This window comes from Micrococcus cohnii (assembly GCF_014205175.1).
GTDB lineage: Bacteria > Actinomycetota > Actinomycetes > Actinomycetales > Micrococcaceae > Micrococcus > Micrococcus cohnii.
Window position 1 is genome coordinate 1,167,586 of record NZ_JACHNA010000001.1, and the last position, 21,391, is coordinate 1,188,976.

16 protein-coding genes and 1 tRNA gene are annotated in these 21,391 nt (G+C 72.1%); 10 read left to right on the forward strand and 7 right to left on the reverse strand.

The window, feature by feature from the left end; all coding sequences use genetic code 11:
* The first annotated feature begins 56 nt into the window (after positions 1 to 56).
* The 5 genes from folP to HDA30_RS05305 all read left to right on the forward strand — a co-directional run bounded on the left by folP (position 57) and on the right by HDA30_RS05305 (position 4,460).
* Complete coding sequence (folP, locus tag HDA30_RS05285) at positions 57 to 1,049, forward strand: dihydropteroate synthase (protein WP_262337792.1); 993 nt, start codon at positions 57 to 59, stop codon at positions 1,047 to 1,049.
* Positions 1,046 to 1,807, forward strand: coding sequence for a pyrimidine reductase family protein (locus HDA30_RS05290; RefSeq protein ID WP_158496747.1), 762 nt, complete (start codon positions 1,046 to 1,048; stop codon positions 1,805 to 1,807). The genes folP and HDA30_RS05290 overlap by 4 nt, the downstream gene beginning before the upstream one ends.
* Positions 1,804 to 2,799, forward strand: a complete 996-nt coding sequence (locus tag HDA30_RS05295; RefSeq protein ID WP_184241291.1) for a DnaJ domain-containing protein — start codon at positions 1,804 to 1,806, stop codon at positions 2,797 to 2,799. The genes HDA30_RS05290 and HDA30_RS05295 overlap by 4 nt, the downstream gene beginning before the upstream one ends.
* A 147-nt stretch (positions 2,800 to 2,946) precedes the next feature.
* On the forward strand, positions 2,947 to 3,402 hold the full coding sequence (locus HDA30_RS05300; RefSeq protein WP_184242368.1) for a tRNA (cytidine(34)-2'-O)-methyltransferase: 456 nt from the start codon (positions 2,947 to 2,949) through the stop codon (positions 3,400 to 3,402).
* 11 nt (positions 3,403 to 3,413) lie between these two features.
* Positions 3,414 to 4,460, forward strand: a complete 1,047-nt coding sequence (locus tag HDA30_RS05305; protein ID WP_184241292.1) for an RNA polymerase sigma factor — start codon at positions 3,414 to 3,416, stop codon at positions 4,458 to 4,460.
* Between the two features lie 66 nt (positions 4,461 to 4,526).
* On the opposite strand, the gene HDA30_RS05310 is transcribed toward HDA30_RS05305, so the two are convergent.
* Positions 4,527 to 5,306, reverse strand: a complete 780-nt coding sequence (locus HDA30_RS05310; RefSeq protein ID WP_184241293.1) for a PIG-L deacetylase family protein — start codon at positions 5,304 to 5,306, stop codon at positions 4,527 to 4,529.
* A gap of 191 nt (positions 5,307 to 5,497) precedes the next feature.
* On the opposite strand from HDA30_RS05310, the gene HDA30_RS10655 reads away from it, so the two are divergent.
* Positions 5,498 to 7,741, forward strand: a complete 2,244-nt coding sequence (locus tag HDA30_RS10655) for a TPM domain-containing protein (protein WP_343059303.1) — start codon at positions 5,498 to 5,500, stop codon at positions 7,739 to 7,741.
* A gap of 197 nt (positions 7,742 to 7,938) precedes the next feature.
* Positions 7,939 to 8,763, forward strand: coding sequence for a PspA/IM30 family protein (locus HDA30_RS05320; protein WP_184241294.1), 825 nt, complete (start codon positions 7,939 to 7,941; stop codon positions 8,761 to 8,763).
* A 146-nt stretch (positions 8,764 to 8,909) separates the two neighbouring features.
* On the opposite strand, the gene HDA30_RS05325 is transcribed toward HDA30_RS05320, so the two are convergent.
* The 4 genes from HDA30_RS05325 to HDA30_RS05340 form a co-directional block, all read right to left on the reverse strand.
* A complete protein-coding gene (locus HDA30_RS05325) occupies positions 8,910 to 9,713 on the reverse strand; it encodes a hypothetical protein (RefSeq protein WP_184241295.1) in 804 nt (267 codons plus the stop codon).
* Positions 9,714 to 10,013: 300 nt separating this feature from the next.
* A tRNA-Met gene (locus HDA30_RS05330) sits at positions 10,014 to 10,087 on the reverse strand.
* A gap of 154 nt (positions 10,088 to 10,241) precedes the next feature.
* Complete coding sequence (locus HDA30_RS05335) at positions 10,242 to 13,322, reverse strand: UPF0182 family protein (protein WP_184241296.1); 3,081 nt, start codon at positions 13,320 to 13,322, stop codon at positions 10,242 to 10,244.
* A 51-nt stretch (positions 13,323 to 13,373) separates the two neighbouring features.
* Positions 13,374 to 14,516 carry a YlbL family protein gene (locus HDA30_RS05340; protein ID WP_343059304.1) on the reverse strand — a complete coding sequence of 381 codons (1,143 nt, stop codon included), beginning with the start codon at positions 14,514 to 14,516 and terminating at the stop codon, positions 13,374 to 13,376.
* Positions 14,517 to 14,638: 122 nt separating this feature from the next.
* Between HDA30_RS05340 and HDA30_RS05345 the strand changes: the two genes are divergently transcribed.
* The gene (locus HDA30_RS05345; protein WP_184241297.1) at positions 14,639 to 16,045 is read left to right on the forward strand and encodes a zinc-dependent metalloprotease; all 1,407 of its coding nucleotides are present in this window, start codon (positions 14,639 to 14,641) and stop codon (positions 16,043 to 16,045) included.
* 38 nt (positions 16,046 to 16,083) lie between these two features.
* Here the strand turns inward: HDA30_RS05345 and HDA30_RS05350 are convergent, their stop codons facing one another.
* Positions 16,084 to 16,800, reverse strand: a complete 717-nt coding sequence (locus HDA30_RS05350) for a M48 family metallopeptidase (RefSeq protein WP_184241298.1) — start codon at positions 16,798 to 16,800, stop codon at positions 16,084 to 16,086.
* A 156-nt stretch (positions 16,801 to 16,956) separates the two neighbouring features.
* On the opposite strand from HDA30_RS05350, the gene HDA30_RS05355 reads away from it, so the two are divergent.
* Complete coding sequence (locus HDA30_RS05355; RefSeq protein WP_184241299.1) at positions 16,957 to 17,997, forward strand: ThiF family adenylyltransferase; 1,041 nt, start codon at positions 16,957 to 16,959, stop codon at positions 17,995 to 17,997.
* Between the two features lie 31 nt (positions 17,998 to 18,028).
* Here HDA30_RS05355 and HDA30_RS05360 read toward each other — a convergent pair whose 3' ends face one another.
* The gene (locus HDA30_RS05360; RefSeq protein WP_184241300.1) at positions 18,029 to 20,170 is read right to left on the reverse strand and encodes a UvrD-helicase domain-containing protein; all 2,142 of its coding nucleotides are present in this window, start codon (positions 20,168 to 20,170) and stop codon (positions 18,029 to 18,031) included.
* Positions 20,171 to 20,346: 176 nt separating this feature from the next.
* On the opposite strand from HDA30_RS05360, the gene HDA30_RS05365 reads away from it, so the two are divergent.
* Positions 20,347 to 21,360, forward strand: coding sequence for a phosphotransferase (locus tag HDA30_RS05365; RefSeq protein WP_184241301.1), 1,014 nt, complete (start codon positions 20,347 to 20,349; stop codon positions 21,358 to 21,360).
* Positions 21,361 to 21,391 lie beyond the last annotated feature (31 nt).

Sequence of the window (21,391 nt, forward strand, 5' to 3'; positions counted from 1 at the left end):
GGTCCAGTCTAAGAACGGCCGCCCTGTGCCGGGCCCCCGGGTGATTGAATGAGGACGTGCTCTTCCCCGACCCTCCCCTGCGCCACCGGGTGCACACGTTCGCCCGCACCGAGGTGGATCTCTCGCAGCGCATCCTGACGATGGCGGTGATCAACCGCACCCCGGACTCGTTCTACGACGCCGGAGCCACCTTCGCCCTCGACGACGCTCTCCGGGCCGCACGCGACGCCGAGTCAGACGGGGCCGACTGGCTCGACGTGGGCGGAGTGCCGTTCGCCCCCGGCGACGAGCTCGACCCGCGCCACGAGGCCGACCGCGTGGTGCCGCTGATCCGGGCCCTGCGGGAGGACCCCGACTCCACCACGATCCTCTCGGCGGACACGTTCCAGCCCCACGTGGCCGAGGCGGCCCTCGCTGCCGGGGCGGACGTCGTCAACGACACCAGCGGCCTGTTCTACGACGACCTGGCACGCGTCACCGCGGCCGCCGACGCCCACCTGGTCGTCACCCACTCGCTCGCCCACGTGCACGGCCCCCGCACGGTGGTGCCGGCGCCGCACTACGGCGACGTGGTGGCCGAAGTCCGGGAGCACCTGTGCCGCACGGTCGACAAGGCTCTCGCACTCGGGGTGGCGGAAGAGAAGATCATCGTGGATCCGGGCCACGACCTGAACAAGACGACCGTGCACTCGCTCGAGCTCACCCGCCGTCTCGACGAGATCGCGGCGCTGGGGTTCCCCGTGCTCGCCGCGGTCTCGAACAAGGACTTCGTCGGCGAGTCCCTGGATCTGCCGAAGTCCCGACGCCTGGCCGGATCCCTCGCCGCCGCGGCGGCGTGTGTGGCCGGCGGCGCCCGAATCCTGCGGATGCACAACGTCGCACCGTCGGTGCAGACCGCCCGCATGCTCGAGTGCATTGCCGGATGGCGCGCTCCTGCGCTGGCCGTGCACAACACCGGGCAGCGCAACGTCGACCCGGACCGTTCCCCCGTCGGCGACGACCCGGACTGGACCGACCCCTCGCAGCCGGTGCGGCGGGAGCGCTCATGAGGCGTCTCGACCGCCCCGCCACCGCCGGGGAGCAGAACGACGACCAGCTGCTGCGCCTCTACGCCGCCCCCGCGGAGGCCGAGCGCTGGGTACGCATGATGTTCGTGTCCTCGGTCGACGGCGCGGCCGCCCTCGAGGATCGCTCCGGCGGGCTCGGCTCGGCGGCCGACCGTCGGGTCTTCGACCTGGCCCGTCGCGACGCGGATGTCATCCTCGTCGGCGCGGGCACTGTCCGCGCCGAAGGGTACGAGGGCGAGCTCCTGGACTCCGCGGCCCGGCGATGGCGTCTCGAACACGGCATGTCCGCGCATCCGGACGTGGCCGTGGTCTCGGGAACCCTCGGCCTGGACCCGGACTCGGCGTTCTTCACGCAGGCACCGGTGCGCCCCCTGATCGTGACGACGCACGCGGCCTGCGCGGCGGATCCCGAGCACGCCGACCGGCTCGCAGAGGTTGCGGACGTGCTGCGCTGCGGCCGCCAGCAGGTGGATCCCGTCGCCGTGCTGCGGAATCTCGGCGAGCGTGGACATCGGGTGATCCACGGGGAGGGAGGCCCCGCCCTGTTCGGCGCGTTCGCCGCCGCGGACGCAGTCGACGAGCTGCAGCTGAGCCTGTCCCCGCTGCTCGCCGGCCCCGAGGGGCCGCGGATACTCGGCGGCGCGGCCGAGGCGTCCGTCCTGCCGACGAGCCTGCGACTGGCACACGTGCTCGAAGAGAACTCGATGCTGCTGTTGCGCTACCTGGTCGAACGTTCATGAGCGCCGACCGACCGAGTCGGCCGCGCACCGCGTACGAGGTGCTCGGCGTCGCCCCCAACGTGAGCGAAGACGAGCTGCGCCGAGCCCACCGGCGCGCGGCCCGGGCGGCGCATCCGGACACCGGTGGCAGCGCCGCGGCCTTCGCCGCGGTGGCCGCCGCGTGGGAGGCCGTCGGCACCCCCGAGGCCCGGGCCCGCTATGACCGCAGTCTCGGCGGCACCGGCGCCCACGCACCCGGCGCCGCCTCCACACGACGGGACCCCGGGCCGACCTTCACGCCACGCGGAGCCCGCACGGCCGCCACCGGCACGGACCGGAGCTCGGGCGGGCCCCCGCCGCGCGAGCGCCCCGTGGTCTTCGTGCCGCCGCTGTCCACCTCCCCCGTGCCGAACGGGGTGCTCGACGCGGCCCGCTCCGCACGGCGCTGGCACGGGGCACCCCGACGCCGCGGCCTGTTGCCCGACGACCACCGTCAGCTGCGCCAGGCCCGCGTCTTGCGGCTGCTCGAGCGTCACCTGCTCCCCGGCTTCCCGGCGGCTCGGGTCCTGACCGGTCTGAGCCTCGGCGGCCGATTCACCCGGTCTCTCGATGTGGACCACGCCGTGCTGTGCGGGGACCGCCTCGCGGTGCTCAGTTCGGTGCAGGTCCCCGACGGCGTGTACACGTGGGACGGGCAAGTGCTGAACTCGGGCCGGGCGGTGGCCGCTCCCCCGGTTCTGGGCCCGGCGATGGTGACTCTGCAGCGCCGCCTGCCGAACGTGACCGTCGGCGGACTGGTGCTGGTGATGACGGACCGCGATGCGATGCACACTCCAGTCGTGCGGCGGGTCCGCGGCGCCGACGACCCCGAGGCACAGGCCGATCTGCTCACGGCGCCGCCGGCCGCGGGCAGGGACTTCCTGCGCGAGCTCTCCCTCTTCCTCGGCACCGGCCACGCGCCGGAGACGGTCGACCGGGCCAGTATGGGCGCGCTCGTCGAGCTTCTGTACTGACCTGGGCCGACGGAGTGCTGTCGCGCCGGCGCCTACGATGGGCTCGTGCCAGCCTCGACCTCTGCCTCCGACCACGACGCCGCGTCCGCGAACCCGCATGAGACCGCTGCACGCGACGCGCACACCCACACGCCGGGCTTCCATGTGATGTTCCATTCTCCGCAGATCCCGGGGAACACGGGCAACGCCATCCGTCTGGCGGCGATCACCGGGGTGCGTCTGCACCTGGTCGAACCGCTGGGCTTCACCTTCGAGGACGCGCATCTGCGCCGCGCCGGCCTGGATTACCACGACCTGGCGGTCATGACGACGCACCCCGACTTCGACGCGGCGCTGACCGCCCTGCCCGACTCGCGCGTGTTCGCATTCACCGCACGAGGCGCGCGCCGGTACGACGAGATTGACTACCGCCCCGGGGACGTGCTGCTGTTCGGCTGCGAAGCCACCGGGTTGCCGCAGCAGGCCCTCGACCACGAACGAATCACCTCGACGGTGCGTCTGCCAATGCAGCCGGGGCGGCGGTCGCTGAACCTGGCCAACGCGGCCTCGATCGCGACGTTCGAGGCCTGGCGACAGCACGGCTTCGCCGGGGCCGACGACTGAGAGCGGACATCGTGCCCAGCGCGCCTCGACACGACGAGCCCGGGATCGGCCCCGCTGACCCGGGACGGGACCGTCTGCCTGGACTCGACGTGCTGGCGGCCCGCAGCGCGCAGGGCGATCGGGCGGCGTTCGCCGCGTTCTATGACACGACCTCGCCGTGGATCCACGCGATGGCCGTCGGCATCTTCGCTGACGAGCGCGACGCGGCCGAGGCCACCGTGCAGACCTACTGCACCGCGTGGGAGCGAGTGGACGAGGGCCTGGACGAGCTCGACGTGCATGAGGACGCCGACCGTCACCGCACGGTGCACGCGTGGCTCACGGTGCTTGCCCACGACGTGATGACCCGCCTGGTCCGAACCGGCTCGCTGCCCGGTCGCGGCGACGGGCTGCTGCCGGTGGGGGCAGGTCCGGCCCCGGTCCAGCGGCTGCAGGCGGACGGTCCCGCGCGGGGCGGCCATCTGATCGACGCGCCCGCCCACCGCAGCGTGCTGTGGGCCTGGCTCGGCGGCCGGACCGTCGAGCAGATCGCCGCGCAGCGGGGGACTCGGACTGCCGAGGCCAAGGCCGAGCTGCACCGCAGCGTGCGCGAGCTCATCGCTGCGCAGCGCGGACGACCGACGCCCACGGGTGCCGCCCCGCAGTTCGCGGACGACGTGGGCGAGCTGCACGACCGCGCGAACGTGCTGGCCCACGCCGAGCTCGCAGCTCTCGATGCTCTCGCCGCGTCCGAGGCGGACGCTCTGCACGCGGCGGTGTTCTCGACTGATGCGCCGGGCCCGGGCGGAGCGACCCTGTGGCGGTCCCGTCAGCGCGCCGCCCGATCTGCGGTGGCGTGGGCATGCCGGTCCCGTCGGGTCGAGCCGCCCTCGCACGTGCTCGACGAGGTCCTGCGCCGGCTGACGCCCCGGGAGCCGGGCAGCGGGCATGATGCAGCGCCGACTCGAACCGAGGGCGAGACCGCCTCCGGCCGCGGCCTGGCGCTCCTGCTCGCGGCCGTGTTCCTGCTGCTCGTGACGGCGGTCGTGCTCGGCGGGATCCTGCTCGCCGGCGGCTGACGGACCTGCCTGCACCGTTCTGATACGCGGGAGCATCGCACCGCCGGAGGACGGATCCGGCGGCGCTCAGAAGCCGGCGATGGTGTCCGGCCCGTTGACCGTGACCAGGTGGAAGGCCTCGGCCGCGCCCATGCCCAAGGCCTGGGCGGCGTGGGCCGCGTGCGTCTCGGCCAGCTGCCGGCGTACGAAGCGTCGCATCGCCTCGACGTCGGGATGCTGGGACAGATGCGCGTCGAGAGCGGCCAGCTTCGTCTCCTCCAGACCGGTCACGTCCAGGGCCAGGTTCTCCAGTCGGCGGGGGCCGCCGTAGAGCAGCAGGTTCCGGATCCGGTGCGGTTCGAGGCCTTCGTCCTCGCGCAGTTCGGGATAGGCGTACGGGTTCTCGACCGCGGGATACGCCGCGCGCACGACGGCCTCGCCGCATTCCAGGTGATCGGGGTGGGCACGCTGCATCCGCTCCCAGTCCCGCTCCGGGTGAGTGCTCAGCACGACGTCGGGGCGAACCTGACGCATCAGGCGCACCAGGGCACGGCGGACCGTGTGGCTCGCCTCGAGGTGGCCGTCGCGTTCCCCGAGGAACCGCACGTCCTCGACGCCCAAGGCCGCGGCGGCGGCGCGCTGCTCCGCATGACGTCGGGCGGTCATCGCCTCGGGCCCCTCGGAATCGAAGCCGCCGGCGTCGCCGTCGGTGACGACCGCCGCCACGACGTGCACACCGGCGGCCGTGAGCCCGGCCAGGGTGGCGGCCGCGCCGAAGTCGAGGTCGTCGGGGTGCGCACCGACGGCGAGCGCCGTGCGCCAACGGTGCTCGGCGGCGGCCTGGGCGGGGGTCATCAGTGAGCTCATGGCTCCATCATCTCGCGCGTGGGGTCATGCCGACGACGGAGCACGCCGCGCAGGCCGCGGGAGCATGTCCGCTGTCGGCGGAGCGGTGTGGAGCGTCTTCACCGGCTCATCGGCCCGGACCTAGACTCGACCCGTCATCAGGCGTCAGTCCGACGCCGCGAGTGTTCATCCGCCATCCGAGGAGAGCCTGCGTGCCCCACTCCCGTTGCACCCGGTCGACTGTGCAGGCCTGGCACACCGCCTGCGTGGCCCCTGCGGCGCTCGCGCTGTCGACGGGTCTGATGTTCGCGGCGGCCGCCCCCGCCCACGCCGTGACGCTGCGCCCCGGCCAAACGGTGGTCGACGAGGCCGATGTCCTCTCCCCGTCCGAGGAATCCGAGCTGACCGGCCGCATCGACGAGCTGCGCCGCACGACCGGCCAGAACCTGCATGTCGTGTATGTGGACAGCTTCCCCACCAGTGCCTCGGACACGGTCGAACAGATCGCCCGTCAGGCACGTCTGGGCAGCAACGACTCCGTGCTGGCGGTGGCCACCGAGGACCGGCAGTACCAGTTCGACGTCCATTCCTCCTCGTCGTTCGCGGACCAGCAGTCCGCTGTCAACGACGCCTACATCGCCCCCGTTCTGCCCAGCACCGGGGACGATGACTGGTCGGCGCCGGGCCTCGCCGCGGTCGAGGGCGTGGACGATGCCGCGGACGGGCGGCTCGACGGCGAGGGCAGGAGCGGGGCGGCGTACCAGCCCGCCGGCGCACTTCCTGAGGCCGACGACGGCGGAGCGGGTGTCGGGGCCCTCACGGGCGTTCTGGGACTGGCCGCACTGGCCTCCGGCGGTTACCTGGTCTACCGCATGACGCGCGGCGCCGACGCTCGCGACGGGCGCCGGGGCAAGCAGGGTGCAGGTTCCAGCACCGGGGCCGACCGGGTCCGGCACGAGGGCGATGGCCGCGATGGACCGCGGCGGCAGCCCGACCCGCTGGACTCGCTCAGCATCGACGAGTTGCGCGCGAAGGCCGGATCACGCCTGGTCGCGGCGGACGACGCCATCCGCTCCTCGGAGCAGGAGCTCGCCTTCGCTGAGGCGGCCTACGGCGAGGACGTCGTCGTGCCCTTCCGCGAGGACATCGCCGCCGCGAAGGAGCACATGCGCGCCAGCTTCCGTCTGCAGCACCAGCTCGACGACGAGATCCCGGATTCCGAGGCGGACCAGCGCTCGTGGCTCACGGAGATCATCGGACGCAGCCGTCGCGTCGACGAGTCGTTGAAGGCGCATCAAGAGCAGTTCAACGAGCTGCGCGGCCTGGAGAAGACCGTCCCCGACGCGCTCGAGCGGATCGACGCCGAGTTGCCCCGCGTGCGCGAACAGGTCGAGGAGGCCGACCGGACCCTGGTGCGCCTGCACGGTGAGTACGCGGACTCGGCTCTCGAGGAGGTCTCGGACAATGCGACCCAGGCCCGCGAACGCCTCGAGTTCGTCGAGACCGCGGAGCAGAAGGCCCGACAGGCGTGGCAGGACCAGGACCGGCCGACCGCGGCGCTCGCGGTGCGCACCGCCGAGCAGGGCCTGGCCCAGACCCGCACGCTGGTCTCGGCCGTGGCCAAGGCCGACGAGCGTCTGAGCGGGCTGCTCGACTCGGTCCGGCAGGGGCTGGGTCAGTCCGAGCAGGATGTCGCCGAGGCCGAAGCCGTCGTCCGCGCCGGGGGCGAGACGTCGCTGGCCGGTCCGGCCGCGGGGCTGCGCACGGTGGTCGAGGAGACCAAGCGCACCCTGAGCTCGGGCCGTCCGGACCCGCAGGCCCTGCTGCACCGTCTCGAGGATGCCCACCGCCAGCTCAGCGTCCCCCTGGGCGGGGTCCGGGGAGCCCGCGCCCAGGCCCGCCAGGCGGCCCAGCTGGTGCCCGGAGCAGTGCGACAGGCCCAGTCCCGGATCGATGGCACCACGGACTTCATCGCCGCCCGCCGCGGCGGCGTCGGCCCGGAAGCCCGCGGGCGTCTCTCGGAGGCGGAGCGGGTGCTCGACGAGGCCCGGGCCCTCACCCAGTCGGACCCGGCGCGCGCACTCGAGGCGGCACAGCACGCCTCTCACCTGGCTGAGCGCGCGAGCGAGCTGGCCCGCCGGGACGTCGCGAGCTTCGACCTGAGCCACGCCGGCATGGGGCCTCAGCTGGGGTCCGGGATGCGTCCGGGCGGCTACGGCGGCGGGTATGGGACCCCGTTCGGCGGCCGCGATCGGCGCGGTTCCGGCCGGAGCGCCGGCGCGGGCTTCGGCGGTGGACTCGGCGGGGCCCTGCTCGGCGGTCTCATCGTGAACTCGATGCTGGGCGGCAGCGGCGATTGGTCCGGCTCCGACTGGGGCGGCGGCGGCTTCGGCGACGGCGGCCTCACGGGCGGGGACTTCGGCGGCTTCGGCGACGGCAGCGGTGGCACCTTCTGACCGTCCCGGCGGCATGAACCCACCGATCACCGGGCGCCTGCGGCGCCCGTACGACGACTTCCGGATCCACCAGGAGACGGGACCTGCGGCGGGGCAGCTCGCCGCGGGCGAGGCGTCCGCTGCCCTGTGGCGGACGCGAAGGCAAGGTAGCAGGTCGGCGGCCCGATGCCGCGGACACACGACGAAAGGGACGACCCATGGTCAAGCAGTCCATCTTCGGCCGCATCTCGACGCTGGCGAAGGCGAACATCAATGCGATGCTCGACAAGGCTGAGGATCCGCAGAAGATGTTGGACCAGATGGTCCGTGATTACACCAACAACATCTCTGAGGCCGAAGCCGCGATCGCCCAGACGATCGGCAACCTGCGCATGATCGAGGACGATGCCCGCGAGGACCGCGAGGCGGCCGAGAGCTGGGGGCAGAAAGCGCAGGCCGCGTCGCTGAAGGCCGACCAGTTCCGCGCGGAGGGCAAGACCGCCGACGCGCAGAAGTTCGACAACCTCGCCAAGATCGCGATCGAGCGGCAGATGGACGCCGAGCAGCAGGTCCGCACGGCCGAGCCCACGATCGCCTCGCAGCGCGAGATCGTCGACCGGCTCAAGGGTGGTCTCACCACGATGAAGTCGAAGCGCCAGGAGCTGGTCGCCAAGCGTGACGAGCTGAATGCCCGGCAGAAGTCCGTGCAGGCTCAGACCGCCGTCGCTGACGCGGTGAAGTCGATCGACCTGCTCGATCCCACCTCCGAAGTCTCCCGCTTCGAGGAGAAGATCCGCCGTGAGGAGGCCCGCCTGCAGGGCCAGCAGGAGCTGGCCGCCTCCTCCCTGGACGCCCAGTTCGAGTCCCTGGAGGACATCGGCCACCAGAGCGAGGTCGAGGCCCGCCTCGCCGCGCTCAAGAGCGGAGGATCCCAGCCCTCGGCCCTGACCGCCGGCTCCGGTTCGACCGGCCAGGCGTCCTCCGACGCGGCCGAGCTGTCCATGGACTACTCGGCCGAGGGGGAGGACTCCGCCTCGCGCTGAGCCTCGGCCGCACAGGTCACGTCCCGGGGCTCATCCGCCCCCGCGGCCCCGCCCCACGGCGCAGCGTCACCGCTGCGCCGTGGGGCGGGGCCGGTTCGGGACCTCTCGTTCACGCGGCAGGGCAACCACGCCGCGCTGCGACCCGGTCAGCAGGCGCTCAGGTCGGCGATCTGGCCGTCGGTGCCGTAGTACGGGTGGGACTTCGACGACCACGTGGCCCAGGTCAGGACCGTCCCATCGCTCAGCACGGCCTCGTAGGTCTGGAAGGAGCGCCAGTACTGGTCGCTGTCGTGCCAGAGGGCGTCTGCATACGGCTCACGCAGCCGGAACTCGCCCATCTCGGGGATCATGAAGTTGCGGCAGCCGTTGGCATCCGTCTCATAGACACCCTGTCGCAGGGTGTTGTTGTCCTGAGTGACGGTCCAGGTGCTGGTGTACCCGACGTAGTCGTGGGCCTCGGAGTCCCGGCCGCAGGGACCGGAGGAGTTCTCGAGAGCCCAGATGTCGTAGGTCGCGGTGCCGGCCACGGAGCCGTTCGGGTCGCCCTTCGTGTCCTGGTACGTGAAGGTCGCGGTGTCCCCCGAGATGCCCTTCCACTGGCCGTCGGCCGCGAGGTACTGTGCACCGTTTCCGTTGCCGTCCACGTTGTTCACCCAGCGGAAGTCGTCATGGGCCAGATACTTCGTCGTGGAGACCGAAGTGACCGTGACGCCCTCGGGCAGGCCATCGACCCACACTCGGCCGAAGCTGGCGTCCGTGTAGGCCCAGTAATCGGTCTCGCTCTCGGTGCGGTACAGACCGCTCGAGGAGCTTGACGAGAGCTCACAGGCCATGGAACCGGCGAAAGCGGGAGACGCGGTGGTCACCGCCACCGCGGGCACCGACCAGGCCACCCCCGTGGCGACGGTGCGACGGCTGAGCGTGGCGCGGTTGGTGGTGGAATCAGTCATGGTGTTCTCCTCTGGCTCTGAGACGGTGAGCTGCCTGTGGGCCACGGCGTCGGAAGGGATTCCACACGCCGCCCATAGTGCGCTGAACGCTATCGCGGCACGTGTCAGAGGGGAAGGGTCATGACGACCGACCAGTCGCCCGTCTGAAGCGACGATCCGCATGATGCCGCGTGGCACGGCCGCCGCGTCACCTCGATGTGTTCTCCGACACCATGACGGGCGCCGGAGCGGCTCGGCGCGTCACGGGCGACTCGCAGATGCACAAGGCCCCCAGGACCGAAGTCCTGGGGGCCTTTCTCGTTGCGGGGGCAAGATTTGAACTTGCGACCTCCGGGTTATGAGCCCGGCGAGCTACCGAACTGCTCCACCCCGCGGCGACGGATTCAACTATACACACTCGGCACCGGATGTTCAAACGCAGGTCAGCAACCGGCCATCTGAACGTCGCCGATACGCCGCACGGCGTGGCCCTCGGCAACACAAGGCCACGCCGTGCGGTCTCGAGACGGGGCCGCACGGCCCCACCGGTCAGCCCTGCCCGTCTGCCGATCCGCCCTGCGCCTCGGCGTCCTGCGCGTCGGAGGGGCCTCCCCCGCCGTTACCGGTCGCCTCCTCCGCGTCGATCGCCTTCTGCAGGGCCTTGTCCAGGCGCTCCTGTTGGCGGCCGTACTCCGCCCAGTCGCCCTCGCCGAGTGCCTCCTCGCCCTTGTTGATGGCATCCTGGGCGTCCTTCAGCGCGCTGTCGAGCTCGGACCCAGAGCCCGACGGGGCCTCGGCGTCCTTCTCGTCACCCTTGTCTGCCTCGGAAGAGTCAGAGCCCTCCTCGCCGTCCTGCGCCTGCCCCTCGCGCGGGGTCACGGCGCCGGACTCACCCTCGAAGACCTGGTCCAGGGCCTCGTCGAGGGTGTCGGCGAAGCCGACCTTGTCACCGAAGGAGACGAGCACCTTGCGCACCGTCGGGTACGAGGTCGTGCCCGACGAGCGCACGTACACCGGCTGGACGTAGAGCACGCCGCCGGCCACCGGGAGCGTGATCAGGTTGCCGCTGATCACGTCGGAGGCTCCCTGACGCAACAGGTTCAGCTGCTGTGAGACCTGGTCGTCGGAGTCGAAGTTCGCCTGCGCCTGGCCGGGCCCGGGCACCGTCGTCTCACGGGGAAGCTCCAGCAGACGCAGAGTGCCGTAGCCCTCGGCTCGTTGGCCGTCCTCACCGGTGCCGGCGTCGCCGTCAGCGGCCAGGAACCCGTAGAGCACATTGCGCTGCTGCGTGCCCTCGGTGATCTGCGGGATGAACGTGCTGGTCAGCGAGAACGAGGGCTCCTTCTGACCTGGCATCTGCATCGTCATGTAATACGGCGGCTGCTTGACCTTCTCGTCCTTCTGCGTCGGGTCCGACGGAACGGACCACGCGTCGTTGTTCTCGTAGAAGTCGTCCGGGTCGGTCACGTGGTAGCGGCCCAGCAGCTCGCGCTGCACCTTGAACATGTCCTGCGGGTAGCGCACATGGTCCATCAGCTGGGCGCTCATGTCCCGGTAGGACTTCAACGACGAGGGGTACACCTTCTGCCACGCCTGCAGCAGCGGGTCCTGCTCATCCCACGCGTACAGGGTGACCGAGCCGTCATAGGCGTCCACGGTCGCCTTCACCGAGTTGCGGATGTAGTTGACCTCGCCGGAGAGAGAACGCTCCCCCGTCAGGGAGTCCGTGGTCGCCTCGCCCAGCGCCTGGCCGGCCGAGTACGGGAAGGCATCGGAGGTGGTGTACGCGTCCACGATCCAGGTGACGCGCCCGTCGACGATCGCCGGATACGCCTCGGAATCGGCGGTCAGGTACGGGGCCACCTTCTCGACCCGCTCGACCGGGTCCCGGTCGTAGAGGATCTGCGACTCGGAGTTCACATCCGAGGACAGCACCATTTCCGGCGAGCCGAACTTCACGGCGTAGACCAGCTGGTTGAACCACGAGCCGACCTTCGGGCCGCCGTCGCCGGAGAATGTGTAGGCGGTGTCCTCCGAGGAATCCGCCGACTGCGGGCGGTCGCGCTCCTGCGGCGCCGCACCCTCAGGGGCGCCCACCACCGAATACTCGGGCGAATTGCGGCCGAAGTAGATGCGCGGCTCATAGTCCTCGTCGGAGCTGAGCTTGCCCGTGCTCGGGATGCCCGAGAGCAGGAACTCGGGGCGGCCACCCGCACCGACCTCGGAGGCGTCGGCGGCGACCACGCCGTAACCGTGCGTGTAGATGGTGTGGGCATTGACCCACGACTGATCCTCGGACACGTTCACATCGCGCACCGAGATCACCGTGTCGCGCTTCTCACCGTCGATCTCATACCGGTCGACGTGGAGCGTGTCCGGGAAGTCGTAATACGGGCGGAACTGCTGCAGCTGCCCGAACGTCTGGGACAGCAGGTTCGGGTCCATCAGGCGCAGGTTCGCCGTGTTCGCCGCCTCACCGGCCAGAGCGCCCTTCTCGGCCTGGGTCGATCCCTCGTAGTCGGTGACCTCGACCTTGTCGAGGCCGTAGGCCTCACGGGTGAAGTCGATGTTGCGCTTGATGTACTCCGACTCGAGCGAGCGCTCCGAGGGCTGCACCTGATACTGCTGCACCAGGAACGGATACCCCGTGCCGACGACCAGCGCCGTGATGACCAGCACCGAGGTGCCGATGATCGCCGGCCGCCACCGGCCCCGCAGCGCCGCGAACACGAACAGTCCCGCCACGATCAGGGCCGTGACCGCGAGAATCGCCTCGGTCGGGATGACCGCGTTGACGTCGGTGTACATGGCGCCCGCCCACTCGCCGTCCTGGGACTGCAGAGTTCGGTAGCGCTGCAGCCAGAAGCCGACGCCCTGCAGCAGCACCAGCAGCGCGGCCACGACGCCGATGTGCCGACGAGCCCCCGGCTCCACGGTGACCCCGCCGCGCTCCTCGATGCGGATGCCGCCGTAGAGGTAGTGCACGAGCAGCCCGGCGATGCCCGCGATCAGCACCACCGAGTTGAGGAACGCGAGCACCAGCCCCAGGAACGGCAGGGTGGCCATGTAGAAGCTCAGGTCGAGGCCGAACTGCGGGTCGGTCCGGCCATAGGGCACCTGGTTGAAGAACAGCAGCACGGTCTGCCAGCCGTTCATGGCGGCAGACCCCGCGAACACGGCGAGCACTGCCGGAACGGCGAGGAAGACGAGCCGGCGCACCGGCTCGAGCTGACGCTGGTATCGGCCCAGCGAGTCACGCGCGCCGCGCGAGCCGTCCTTCGGTCGGCTGCGCCACCCCCGGTGCAGGGCGAACCAGACGGCAAGGCCCATCACGAGCGCGGCCACGGCGAACAGTGCGGCACGAGTGCCGAGCTCGGTCCAGTACACCTGGGCGAAGCCCAACTGGCTGTACCAGAGCACGTCGGTGTACACGACCGTGAACAGCACGAACAGCCCCACCAACAGACCGACCGCGATGATCGTCAGCAGCAGGGCACTGGGACGTCCAGGCCCCTCACGGCGCGCGGACGGCCTGGAACCCCGGCCGCCTCCCGCGCCGCCGGCCGAGCCGTCTGACCCGTTCTGGGGCGGACCGCCAAACGGTCCGAAGCTCTCGCGTGCGAAGCTCACTGCACTTCCTCTCCTCGCCCCGCCGAGCGCGGGGCCTGACCTGACGCGGCCTCAGCCGCACGTACGCACCCCGTCCGGGGCGGAATCCTCTGCCACGGCCCGCAGAACGGCGCGCGCGGTGCCGACCGTGTCCACGGCGTAGACGGTGATGCCCTCGGGCACGCGTCCGTCCAGGTCGGCACAGTTGTCCTGCGGGGCCAAGAACACCTCGGCGCCGACCCGCCGGGCACCGCGCACCTTCTGCGCGATGCCGCCGATCGGCCCGACGCTGCCGTCCTCCGTCACCGTGCCGGTCCCGGCGATGTGCCGCCCGCCGGTCGCCTCACCCGGGGTGAGGCGGTCGATCACCGCCAGGGAGAACATCAGCCCGGCGGAGGGGCCACCGATCTCGTCCAGTCGCATCTCGACCTCCACGGGGACGTCGTAGTCGCGCTGCAGGTACACGCCCATCTGCCACCGCTGCCCCGCGTTGGCCGGCGCCGGCGCCACGGGCACCTGCACCGTGCTCGTCTCGCCGTCGCGGCGGATCTGCAGGCGCACAGGATGTCCCTGCGAGGCGTCGACGACCGAGACGAGCGACTCCATGCCCGTGACCGGCTCATCACCGGCGCGCAGCAGGACGTCGCCGGAACGCAGCACCTCGCCCGCTCGCGATCCCTCCGCGATCTCGCTCACGACCAGGTGGCTCTCATAGTCCACGCCGAGCTCGCCGAGCGCGGCGGCCACTGCGACCTGCTGGGACGAGACCATGGCGGCGCTGTTGCCCCGGGAGACCTCCTCGGCCGTGGTCCCGGTGGGATAGACCGTCTCACGGGGGCTCAGGTCCTGCCCGGGGTCGAGCAGGGCGGCCACGAGGTCCGGGAGCATCGTCGTGGAGGTCGGCGGCCCACCGACCATCACCGTGGTCAGGTCGAGCCGGCCGCTCCCGCCGTCCTCCTCGACCTTAACCGGAAGATCGGCCCCCGCGTCGACGGCCACACTCAGCACCTGTCTGCCCTCGAGCTCGCCGAGCACGTCGATTGCCGGACCGGGCCCCTCGACCAGATAGGGGGTCGGAGCGCACAGCGCCACGGCAGCCGACACGACGGCGACGGCTCCGGCCAGCCGACGACGTCCGGTCGCCGCACCGGACCGACCGGCAGGGCGCGCGGCGCGCTCGTCGGCGGCGCGGGCGGGGCGGCAGGAGCGGGACACGCGGCGACCTCGTCTTCACGTCGTGGGCAGGACTGTCACAGGTGACGGACAGCCCCGAGGTCGTCTCAGTCTACCGATCGGGGCGCGCCCGGCGACCCGATGGGCGGATACCCTTGGGTGCCATGACCCACGACTCGCAGAACCGCGGACAGGACAACGAGCGCGATCCCCTCGAGGACATGCTGCGCCAGCTCTTCGGCGGGCAGGCGCCCGACGCGGACGAGGTGCGGCGTGCCATGGAGAACATGGGCGGCGCTCCCGGCGGCATGGGCGGCTTCGACCCGTCGCAGATGGACCCGGCGATGATGCAGCAGGCCATGGCGCAGTTCCAGTCCATGATGAACGCGCAGGCCTCCTCGGACTCCGGGCCCGTCAACTGGGACCTGGCCACCCAGGCCGCCCGGCAGGCCGTCGCCGGCTCGGATCCCTCCGTCGGTACCTTCGCCCGGCGCGAGGTGGACGACGCCCTGCGTCTGGCGGAGATGTGGCTCGACGGCGCGACCGCGACCGAGCAGACCGGGCTGATCGGCAAGGCGTGGTCGCGGGCCGAATGGGTCGAGTCCACGATGGACAACTGGCGCCGCCTCACCGAGCCGGTGGCCACCTCGATCTCGAACGCGATGTCCCAGGCGATGCAGCAGCAGCTTCCGGGCCAGCTGCCCGAGGGGATGGACGGCATGCTCGGCGGGCTGGCCCCAATGCTGCAGAACATCGGCGGGCAGATGTTCGGCATGCAGCTCGGCTCGGCGATCGGGGCCCTGGGCAAGGACGTGCTCACCGGCTCGGAGACCGGGTTCCCGATCGCCGGGCACACCCTGTCAATGGTGCCGACGAACATCGAGGAGTTCGGCGACGGGTTGAACGTGCCGGACGATCAGCTGCGGATCTACCTGGCCCTGCGCGAGGTGGCGCGTCTGCGCCTGTTCCTGCACTCGCCGTGGCTCGAGCGGGACCTGTTCGCCGCCATCGAGCAGTACGCCGCGGGCCTGCGGATGGACGTCGAGGGCATCGAGTCCGCCGCCGCCTCGGTCGACCCGATGGATCCGGAGTCGATGCAGCAGGCGTTCACCGGCACCTCGTTCATCGCCGAGCCGGACGCGACGCAGCGGGCCGCGCTCGAGCAGCTTGAGCTGCTGCTGGCCCTCATCGAAGGCTGGGTCGACGTCGTGGTGACGGAGGCGGCGGCTCCCCTGGAGTCCGCCGCCGCGCTGCGCGAGACGATGAACCGGCGCCGGGCCTCCGGTGGTCCGGCCGAGCATGCGTTCGCCGCGCTCGTGGGCCTCGAGCTGCGCCCCCGGCGGCTGCGCGACGCCGCGGCGTTCTGGGAGGAGATCACGCGCTCTCAGGGCAAGGAGTACCGAGAGGATCTGTGGCGTCACCCCGAACGACAGCCCACCGCCGAGGACCTGGATGATCCGACCGGCTATGCCGAGCGGCGCCGCGCGACCGACGCCTCGACCGACGCGCTGGACCAGGAGCTGCGTCGCCTGCTCGACGGCGGGTTCCCGGACGCCCCAAAGGAGGGCTGAGCCGGGCCTGACGCCGACCGCCCCGACGGTGGCCGCCGTCACCGGGGCGCGTCGTCCGGGCTGCGCTCGGGGGTGTCGGGTTCGGGCACCTGATGGGCCTGCAGCCCACGTCCGGTGGCATAGGTGACCCCGTCGAGGAACGCCATCGCCTCGCCGTAGCGAGGAAACCGGTCGACCAGCCGGCGGAAGGCCCGGCCGTGGCCCGGTTCGATCAGGTGGGCCAGCTCGTGGACGAGCACGGCGTCCCGCACCCAGCCCGGCATCGGCGCCAGCTGAGCGCTGATGCGGATCCGCCGCGTCTCCGGGGTGCACGAGCCCCACCGGTGCCGCTGCCTCGTCGAGTACACGACCGCGCTCGGCGCCGGTGCCTCGGGCAGATGCCGGGCGCGCAGCTGTTCGGCCCGCCGACTCAGCTCGGCCTGCTCTTGCGCGTCCGGGCGCGCGGATACGTCCGCGGCCGGCAGCGGTCCCTGACCACGCGGGCCCGCGCCGTCTGCACCGACGGCCTCGGCACCGCTGCGGGACGCCGCGGGTGGGGCTTTGGCGATCATCGTGCGGATCCACGCGCGCTCCTCACCTCGGCCCAGTCCCGCCGGCATGAGCACCCGGAGCCGTCCCTGCCGCCAGGACGCGGAGATCGTCTTGCGTCGTGCGGTGGAGCGGACCAGCTCGATCGGGACGCCGTCGACGTCCAGCAGCTGGGTGCTGCGACGGGTCGGGGCCGAGCGACGGGCGGAGTGCGAAGAGGCTGGCATGCGGGCCATTGTCTCCGATGCCCGCCCCGCGCGACGCGGCTGAGCAGCACAGCAGGGGCGCGTCACCACGGCTGTGGACGACGCTCCCAGGGCCTGCGGGCGACGGGCACGCTGGTGGGCGAACACGTCGCACACCGGCAGAGAGGGACCCGTCACATGCGCATCGACCACCGATTCCGACCCGTGCAGATCGCCCCGGGCCACGTCCAGATCGGCACGGGACCGCAAGCGGTCCGCCTCGAGACCGAGGTACCCGGCGTGCCCACGCTGCTTGACGAGCTCACGGACGCGCAGGGCTGGACGGGCAGCCTGGACGCGCTCGCGCGCCGCTGCGGGATCTCCGGGCCCGCGCTGAGGAGCCTGCTCAGACGACTGACGCCCGTGCTCGACCCACACGCGTCCGGGGACGCCTCCGAGGCCCCCGGCTGCCCGCCGGACGGTGGACCCCGGATGCCGGAGCAGGCGCAGGTGCTGGGCCTGGGCCGCACCGGCGCGGCGATCGTGCTCGCCCTGACCGAGGCCGGCGTGCAGCGGCTCGCGCTCGGCGACGACTCCCCCGTCGGACTCGAGGACCTCGGCACCGGATTCGCCGCACGCGACGTCGGACATCCGCGTGCCGCGGCCCTGGCCCGCCGGGTGGACGAGCTGCAGCAGCGCGCCCTGTGCCTGCCCTGCCCGATGCCGCGCGAGTCCGGGCACGGGCCCGGCAGCGCAGAGCGCGCGCTCGGTCCCTGGCTCGGCGAGGTGACAGTCGTGGTCACTCGCGGTGCCTGGGACCCCGGCCTGCTGGCCCGCGCGGGCGCCGCCGGTCAGCCGACGCTGCCGGTCGTGCTCGACTCGACCGGGGCCGATGTGGGCCCGTGGTGTGCCCCCGGCGCGCCGGGGTGCCCGCTGTGCCTGGAGAGCGAACAGGAGCGCGATGACCCGCTGCGTGCTCGCCGTCTGCGGGCCCTGCGTCACGCCGGCGCGGGGCGGGAACCGATCGCGACGGCGCAGTCAGTCGCGGGCCTCGTGACCCAGCTGCTGCACCGGGGTCCGTCCGCGACCGGCGGTCTCCGGTGGCGTCTGGACGACACGACGGACGGGCCCGCGCTGAGGCGCGCTCCGGTCTCCGCGCGCCCGGGGTGCGTGTGTGCCGTCCCCACGGACGTGTGGCTGGACGATGCGCAGGCCGCGGCGCTGCTGGGGGCGGTGTGAGCGCGCTCGCGCGATGCTCCCGCCGCCCCGTTCAGGCCGGCTGCGGGCCGTGGAGCAGTTCCAGCAGCTCGGGCCCGTAGCGTTCGAGCTTCTTCTGCCCCACCCCGGAGATGCGCAGCAGCTCGGCCGCGGTGCGGGGCATCGTCTCGGCGATCGCCACCAGCGTCGCGTCCGTGAAGATCACGAACGCCGGCTGCCGGGCCGCCTTCGCCTGGACGGAGCGCCAGTCCCGCAGCGCGTCGAGCACGTTCTCGTCATAGGTGGCCGGGCAGTCCAGGCAGCGGCCCAGCTTCCGTTCGGCGCCCGAGTCCAGCGGCTGCCCGCACGTGCGGCAGGTCTCGGCGGAGGCGGCGCGCCGCGATCGGCCTGGCCTGGACCGGTCCGCGGCCCCGCCCCGCCCGGGGGCGGTGGGGTCGAGAGTCCTCGTTCCACCCAGGGTTGGGTCGATCGCGCGCAGGAATCGGCTGGGCCGCCGCTTCGAGCGGCCGCCGGCGCGGGCAAGCGGCCACGTCAGGCACAGGTGCCGTCGGGCGCGGGTGATTCCGACGTAGAGCAGGCGCCGCTCCTCATCGACGTCCTCGGCGGTGTCCGCGAAGGAGATCGGCATGAGCCCCTCGGTGAGCCCGACCAGGAACACGGCGTCCCACTCCAGGCCCTTGGCCGAGTGCAGGGAGGCCAGTGTGACGCCCTCGACGGCGGGCGCATGCTGGTTCTCGGCGCGGTCCTCGAGCTCGGCTACCAACACCGGCAGCGTGAACTCGTCTCCGCGTGCTTGAGCCAGCTGCTCGGCCAGCTGCACGAGGGCGTTCAGGGACTCCCAGCGCTCACGGTGGGCCCCCGAACCGGCCGGCGGCTCGGCCTCGTATCCGAGGCTGGCCAGCACGTCCCGGACCCGGTCGATCACGTCCGTGCCCGTCAGGTCCTGGGCCGAACGGGCGGCCGCGCGCAGCTGCAGGATGCCCTCGCGCACCTCACGCCGGGAGAAGAACCGTTCGCCGCCACGCAGCAGGTAGCCGATTCCCGCAGCGGTCAGAGCCGTCTCGAACGCTTCGGACTGACCGTTGGTGCGAAAGAGCACCGCGATCTGCGAGGCCGGCACGCCCTGGTCGAGCAGCCCGCGGATCCGCTCGGCCACCCACCCGGCCTCCGCCTCGTCGTCGGCGCATTCGGCGAACTCGACGTCGGGACCGTTCTCTCGCTGGGCGACGAGTTCGAGCGGCTCGGGCCAGTGCGGCAGCGTCCGGTCTCGACGTCCCGCCGCGGTGCGGTCGGCCAGCAGCCGGTTGGCCGCCTGCACGATCTGCGGGGTCGAGCGGTAGTCGCGGATCAGTTTGATCTGTCTGGCCTCCGGGAATCGCTCGCGGAAGTCCGTCAGATACCGCGAGGTCGCGCCCGTGAACGAATAGATGGTCTGCGAGGAGTCGCCCACGACGCACAGGTCCTCGCGGCCGCCGAGCCACAGGTCCAGCAGCATGTGCTGCAGCGGGGAGACGTCCTGGTACTCGTCGACGACGAACACCCGGTACTGCTCGCGGACCATGGCCGCCACGCGCGGCTCGTCCTGCAGCAGCCCGACGAGCACCAGCAGCACGTCCTCGTAGTCGAGCAGGTTCTGCGCCCCCTTGAGCTCCTCGTACCCGGCGTAGAGGCGGGCAATGGTCACGGGCGTCCATCCCGCCGGAAGATCCCGTCCGACGGCGGCCTGCGGGTACGACTCGGGTGTGTGCAGCGAGACCTTTGCCCACTCGATTTCCCCGGCCAGATCGCGCACCGCCGCCCGGTCCACGCTCATGCGCATGCGCTGGGCGACCTGCGTCAGCAGGCGCACCTTGTGTTCGACGAGACCGGGCATCGATCCGCCGATGGTGAACGGCCAGAAGTACTGCAGCTGACGCATGGCCGCTGAGTGGAACGTCCGGGCCTGCACGCCGTGCACACCCAGGTCCCGCAGCCGGGTGCGCATCTCGGCCGCCGCGCGCGCCGTGAACGTCAGGGCAAGAGTGCGGTGGGGGTCATACACGCCCGAGGCCACGCCGTAGGCGATGCGGTGGGTGATTGCCCGGGTCTTGCCGGTGCCGGCGCCCGCAAGGATGCAGACAGGCCCGTGCAGGGCGGTCGCGGCCTGGCGCTGCTCGGCGTCGAGGCCGCGGAGGATCTCGTCGGGCGAACTCACGGCGGACGCGGTCTCCTTCACGGGCGGGCGGGGTGCCGGGACGGCGGACGACCTGACAGGACGGGCGCGGTCGGGCGCTTCACCGTATCAACAGCCCTCACAGCGGCAGGACATCATCCCTCGCGCCACGGCTGCCTCGGGCGCGTTCCGGCGCTCGGACGCCTAGGCTGGAGCCCGTGACTTCCCCTCATTTCACTCTCGCCGCGCTCGCCGCGGCCGCCGTCCCGGGCCTGGCCCCGACCGGCGTTGCCGAGAGCCCGGACGATCCCCATGAGTTCGAGTCCGTCGTCGTCTTCGACGACAAGCGCCAGCGGTGGCGCGTGCGGCGGCCGCTGACGGAGCAGGCCGCGATGCGGCTCGAGACGGAACTGCAGGTGCTGGCCGGATTCACGCCGTCGGTGAAGGCGGGCCTGCCCTTCCGCACGCCGTCGGTCGCCGGTGCGGTGAGGCAGGACCAGCTGCGCACGTTCGTCTATCAGGACATGCCAGGCGCGGTGCTCGGGCTCGAGGAGCTCGTCGCGGCCGACGCGAGGACGGCACAGGACATCGCCCGGGCGATGGCCGCGATCCACGGCCTCGACGAGCAGGTGGTGCGTGAGGCGGATCTGCCCGCGTACACCGCCGAGGACGTGCGCACGCGGCGGCTGAACGAGCTCGACCAGGCCGCGACGACCGGGCGCATCCCGCCGGTGCTGCTGCGCCGCTGGGAGGCCGCGCTCGAGGAGGAGACGCTGTGGCGCTTCGAGCCGGTGCCGGTGCACGGTGACCTGCACGAGGACAACCTGCTGTTCGAGCGCGGACGGCTGGTCGGAGTCATCGGCTGGACGGACCTGCACATCGGCGATCCGGCCGAGGACCTGGCCTGGCTCGCCTCGGCGGACGACCCCGAGTTCGCCGCGTCCCTGTTGCAGGCATACCGCGAGCGTCGGGACGAGGGGGCCGACGCGTCGGCGCCGGATCCGCACCTGATGCGGCGGGCGACGCTCGCCGCCGAGTTCGCCCTCGCCCAGTGGCTCGTGCGCGGCGTGGACCGTCGGGACGCGACCATGATCGCTGAGGCCGAGCAGATGCTCGCCGAGCTGACCGCCGCCGTCGAGGCCGCCGAAGCCCCGCGTGCCGGGCACGAGACCGGGCCCGCCCCGACGGCACAGGACGCCGGAGCGGGGCAGCCGGGCCCGCGGCCCGCCTGACGCGCGCTCCCCCAGCGGCCGGCCCAGCCGC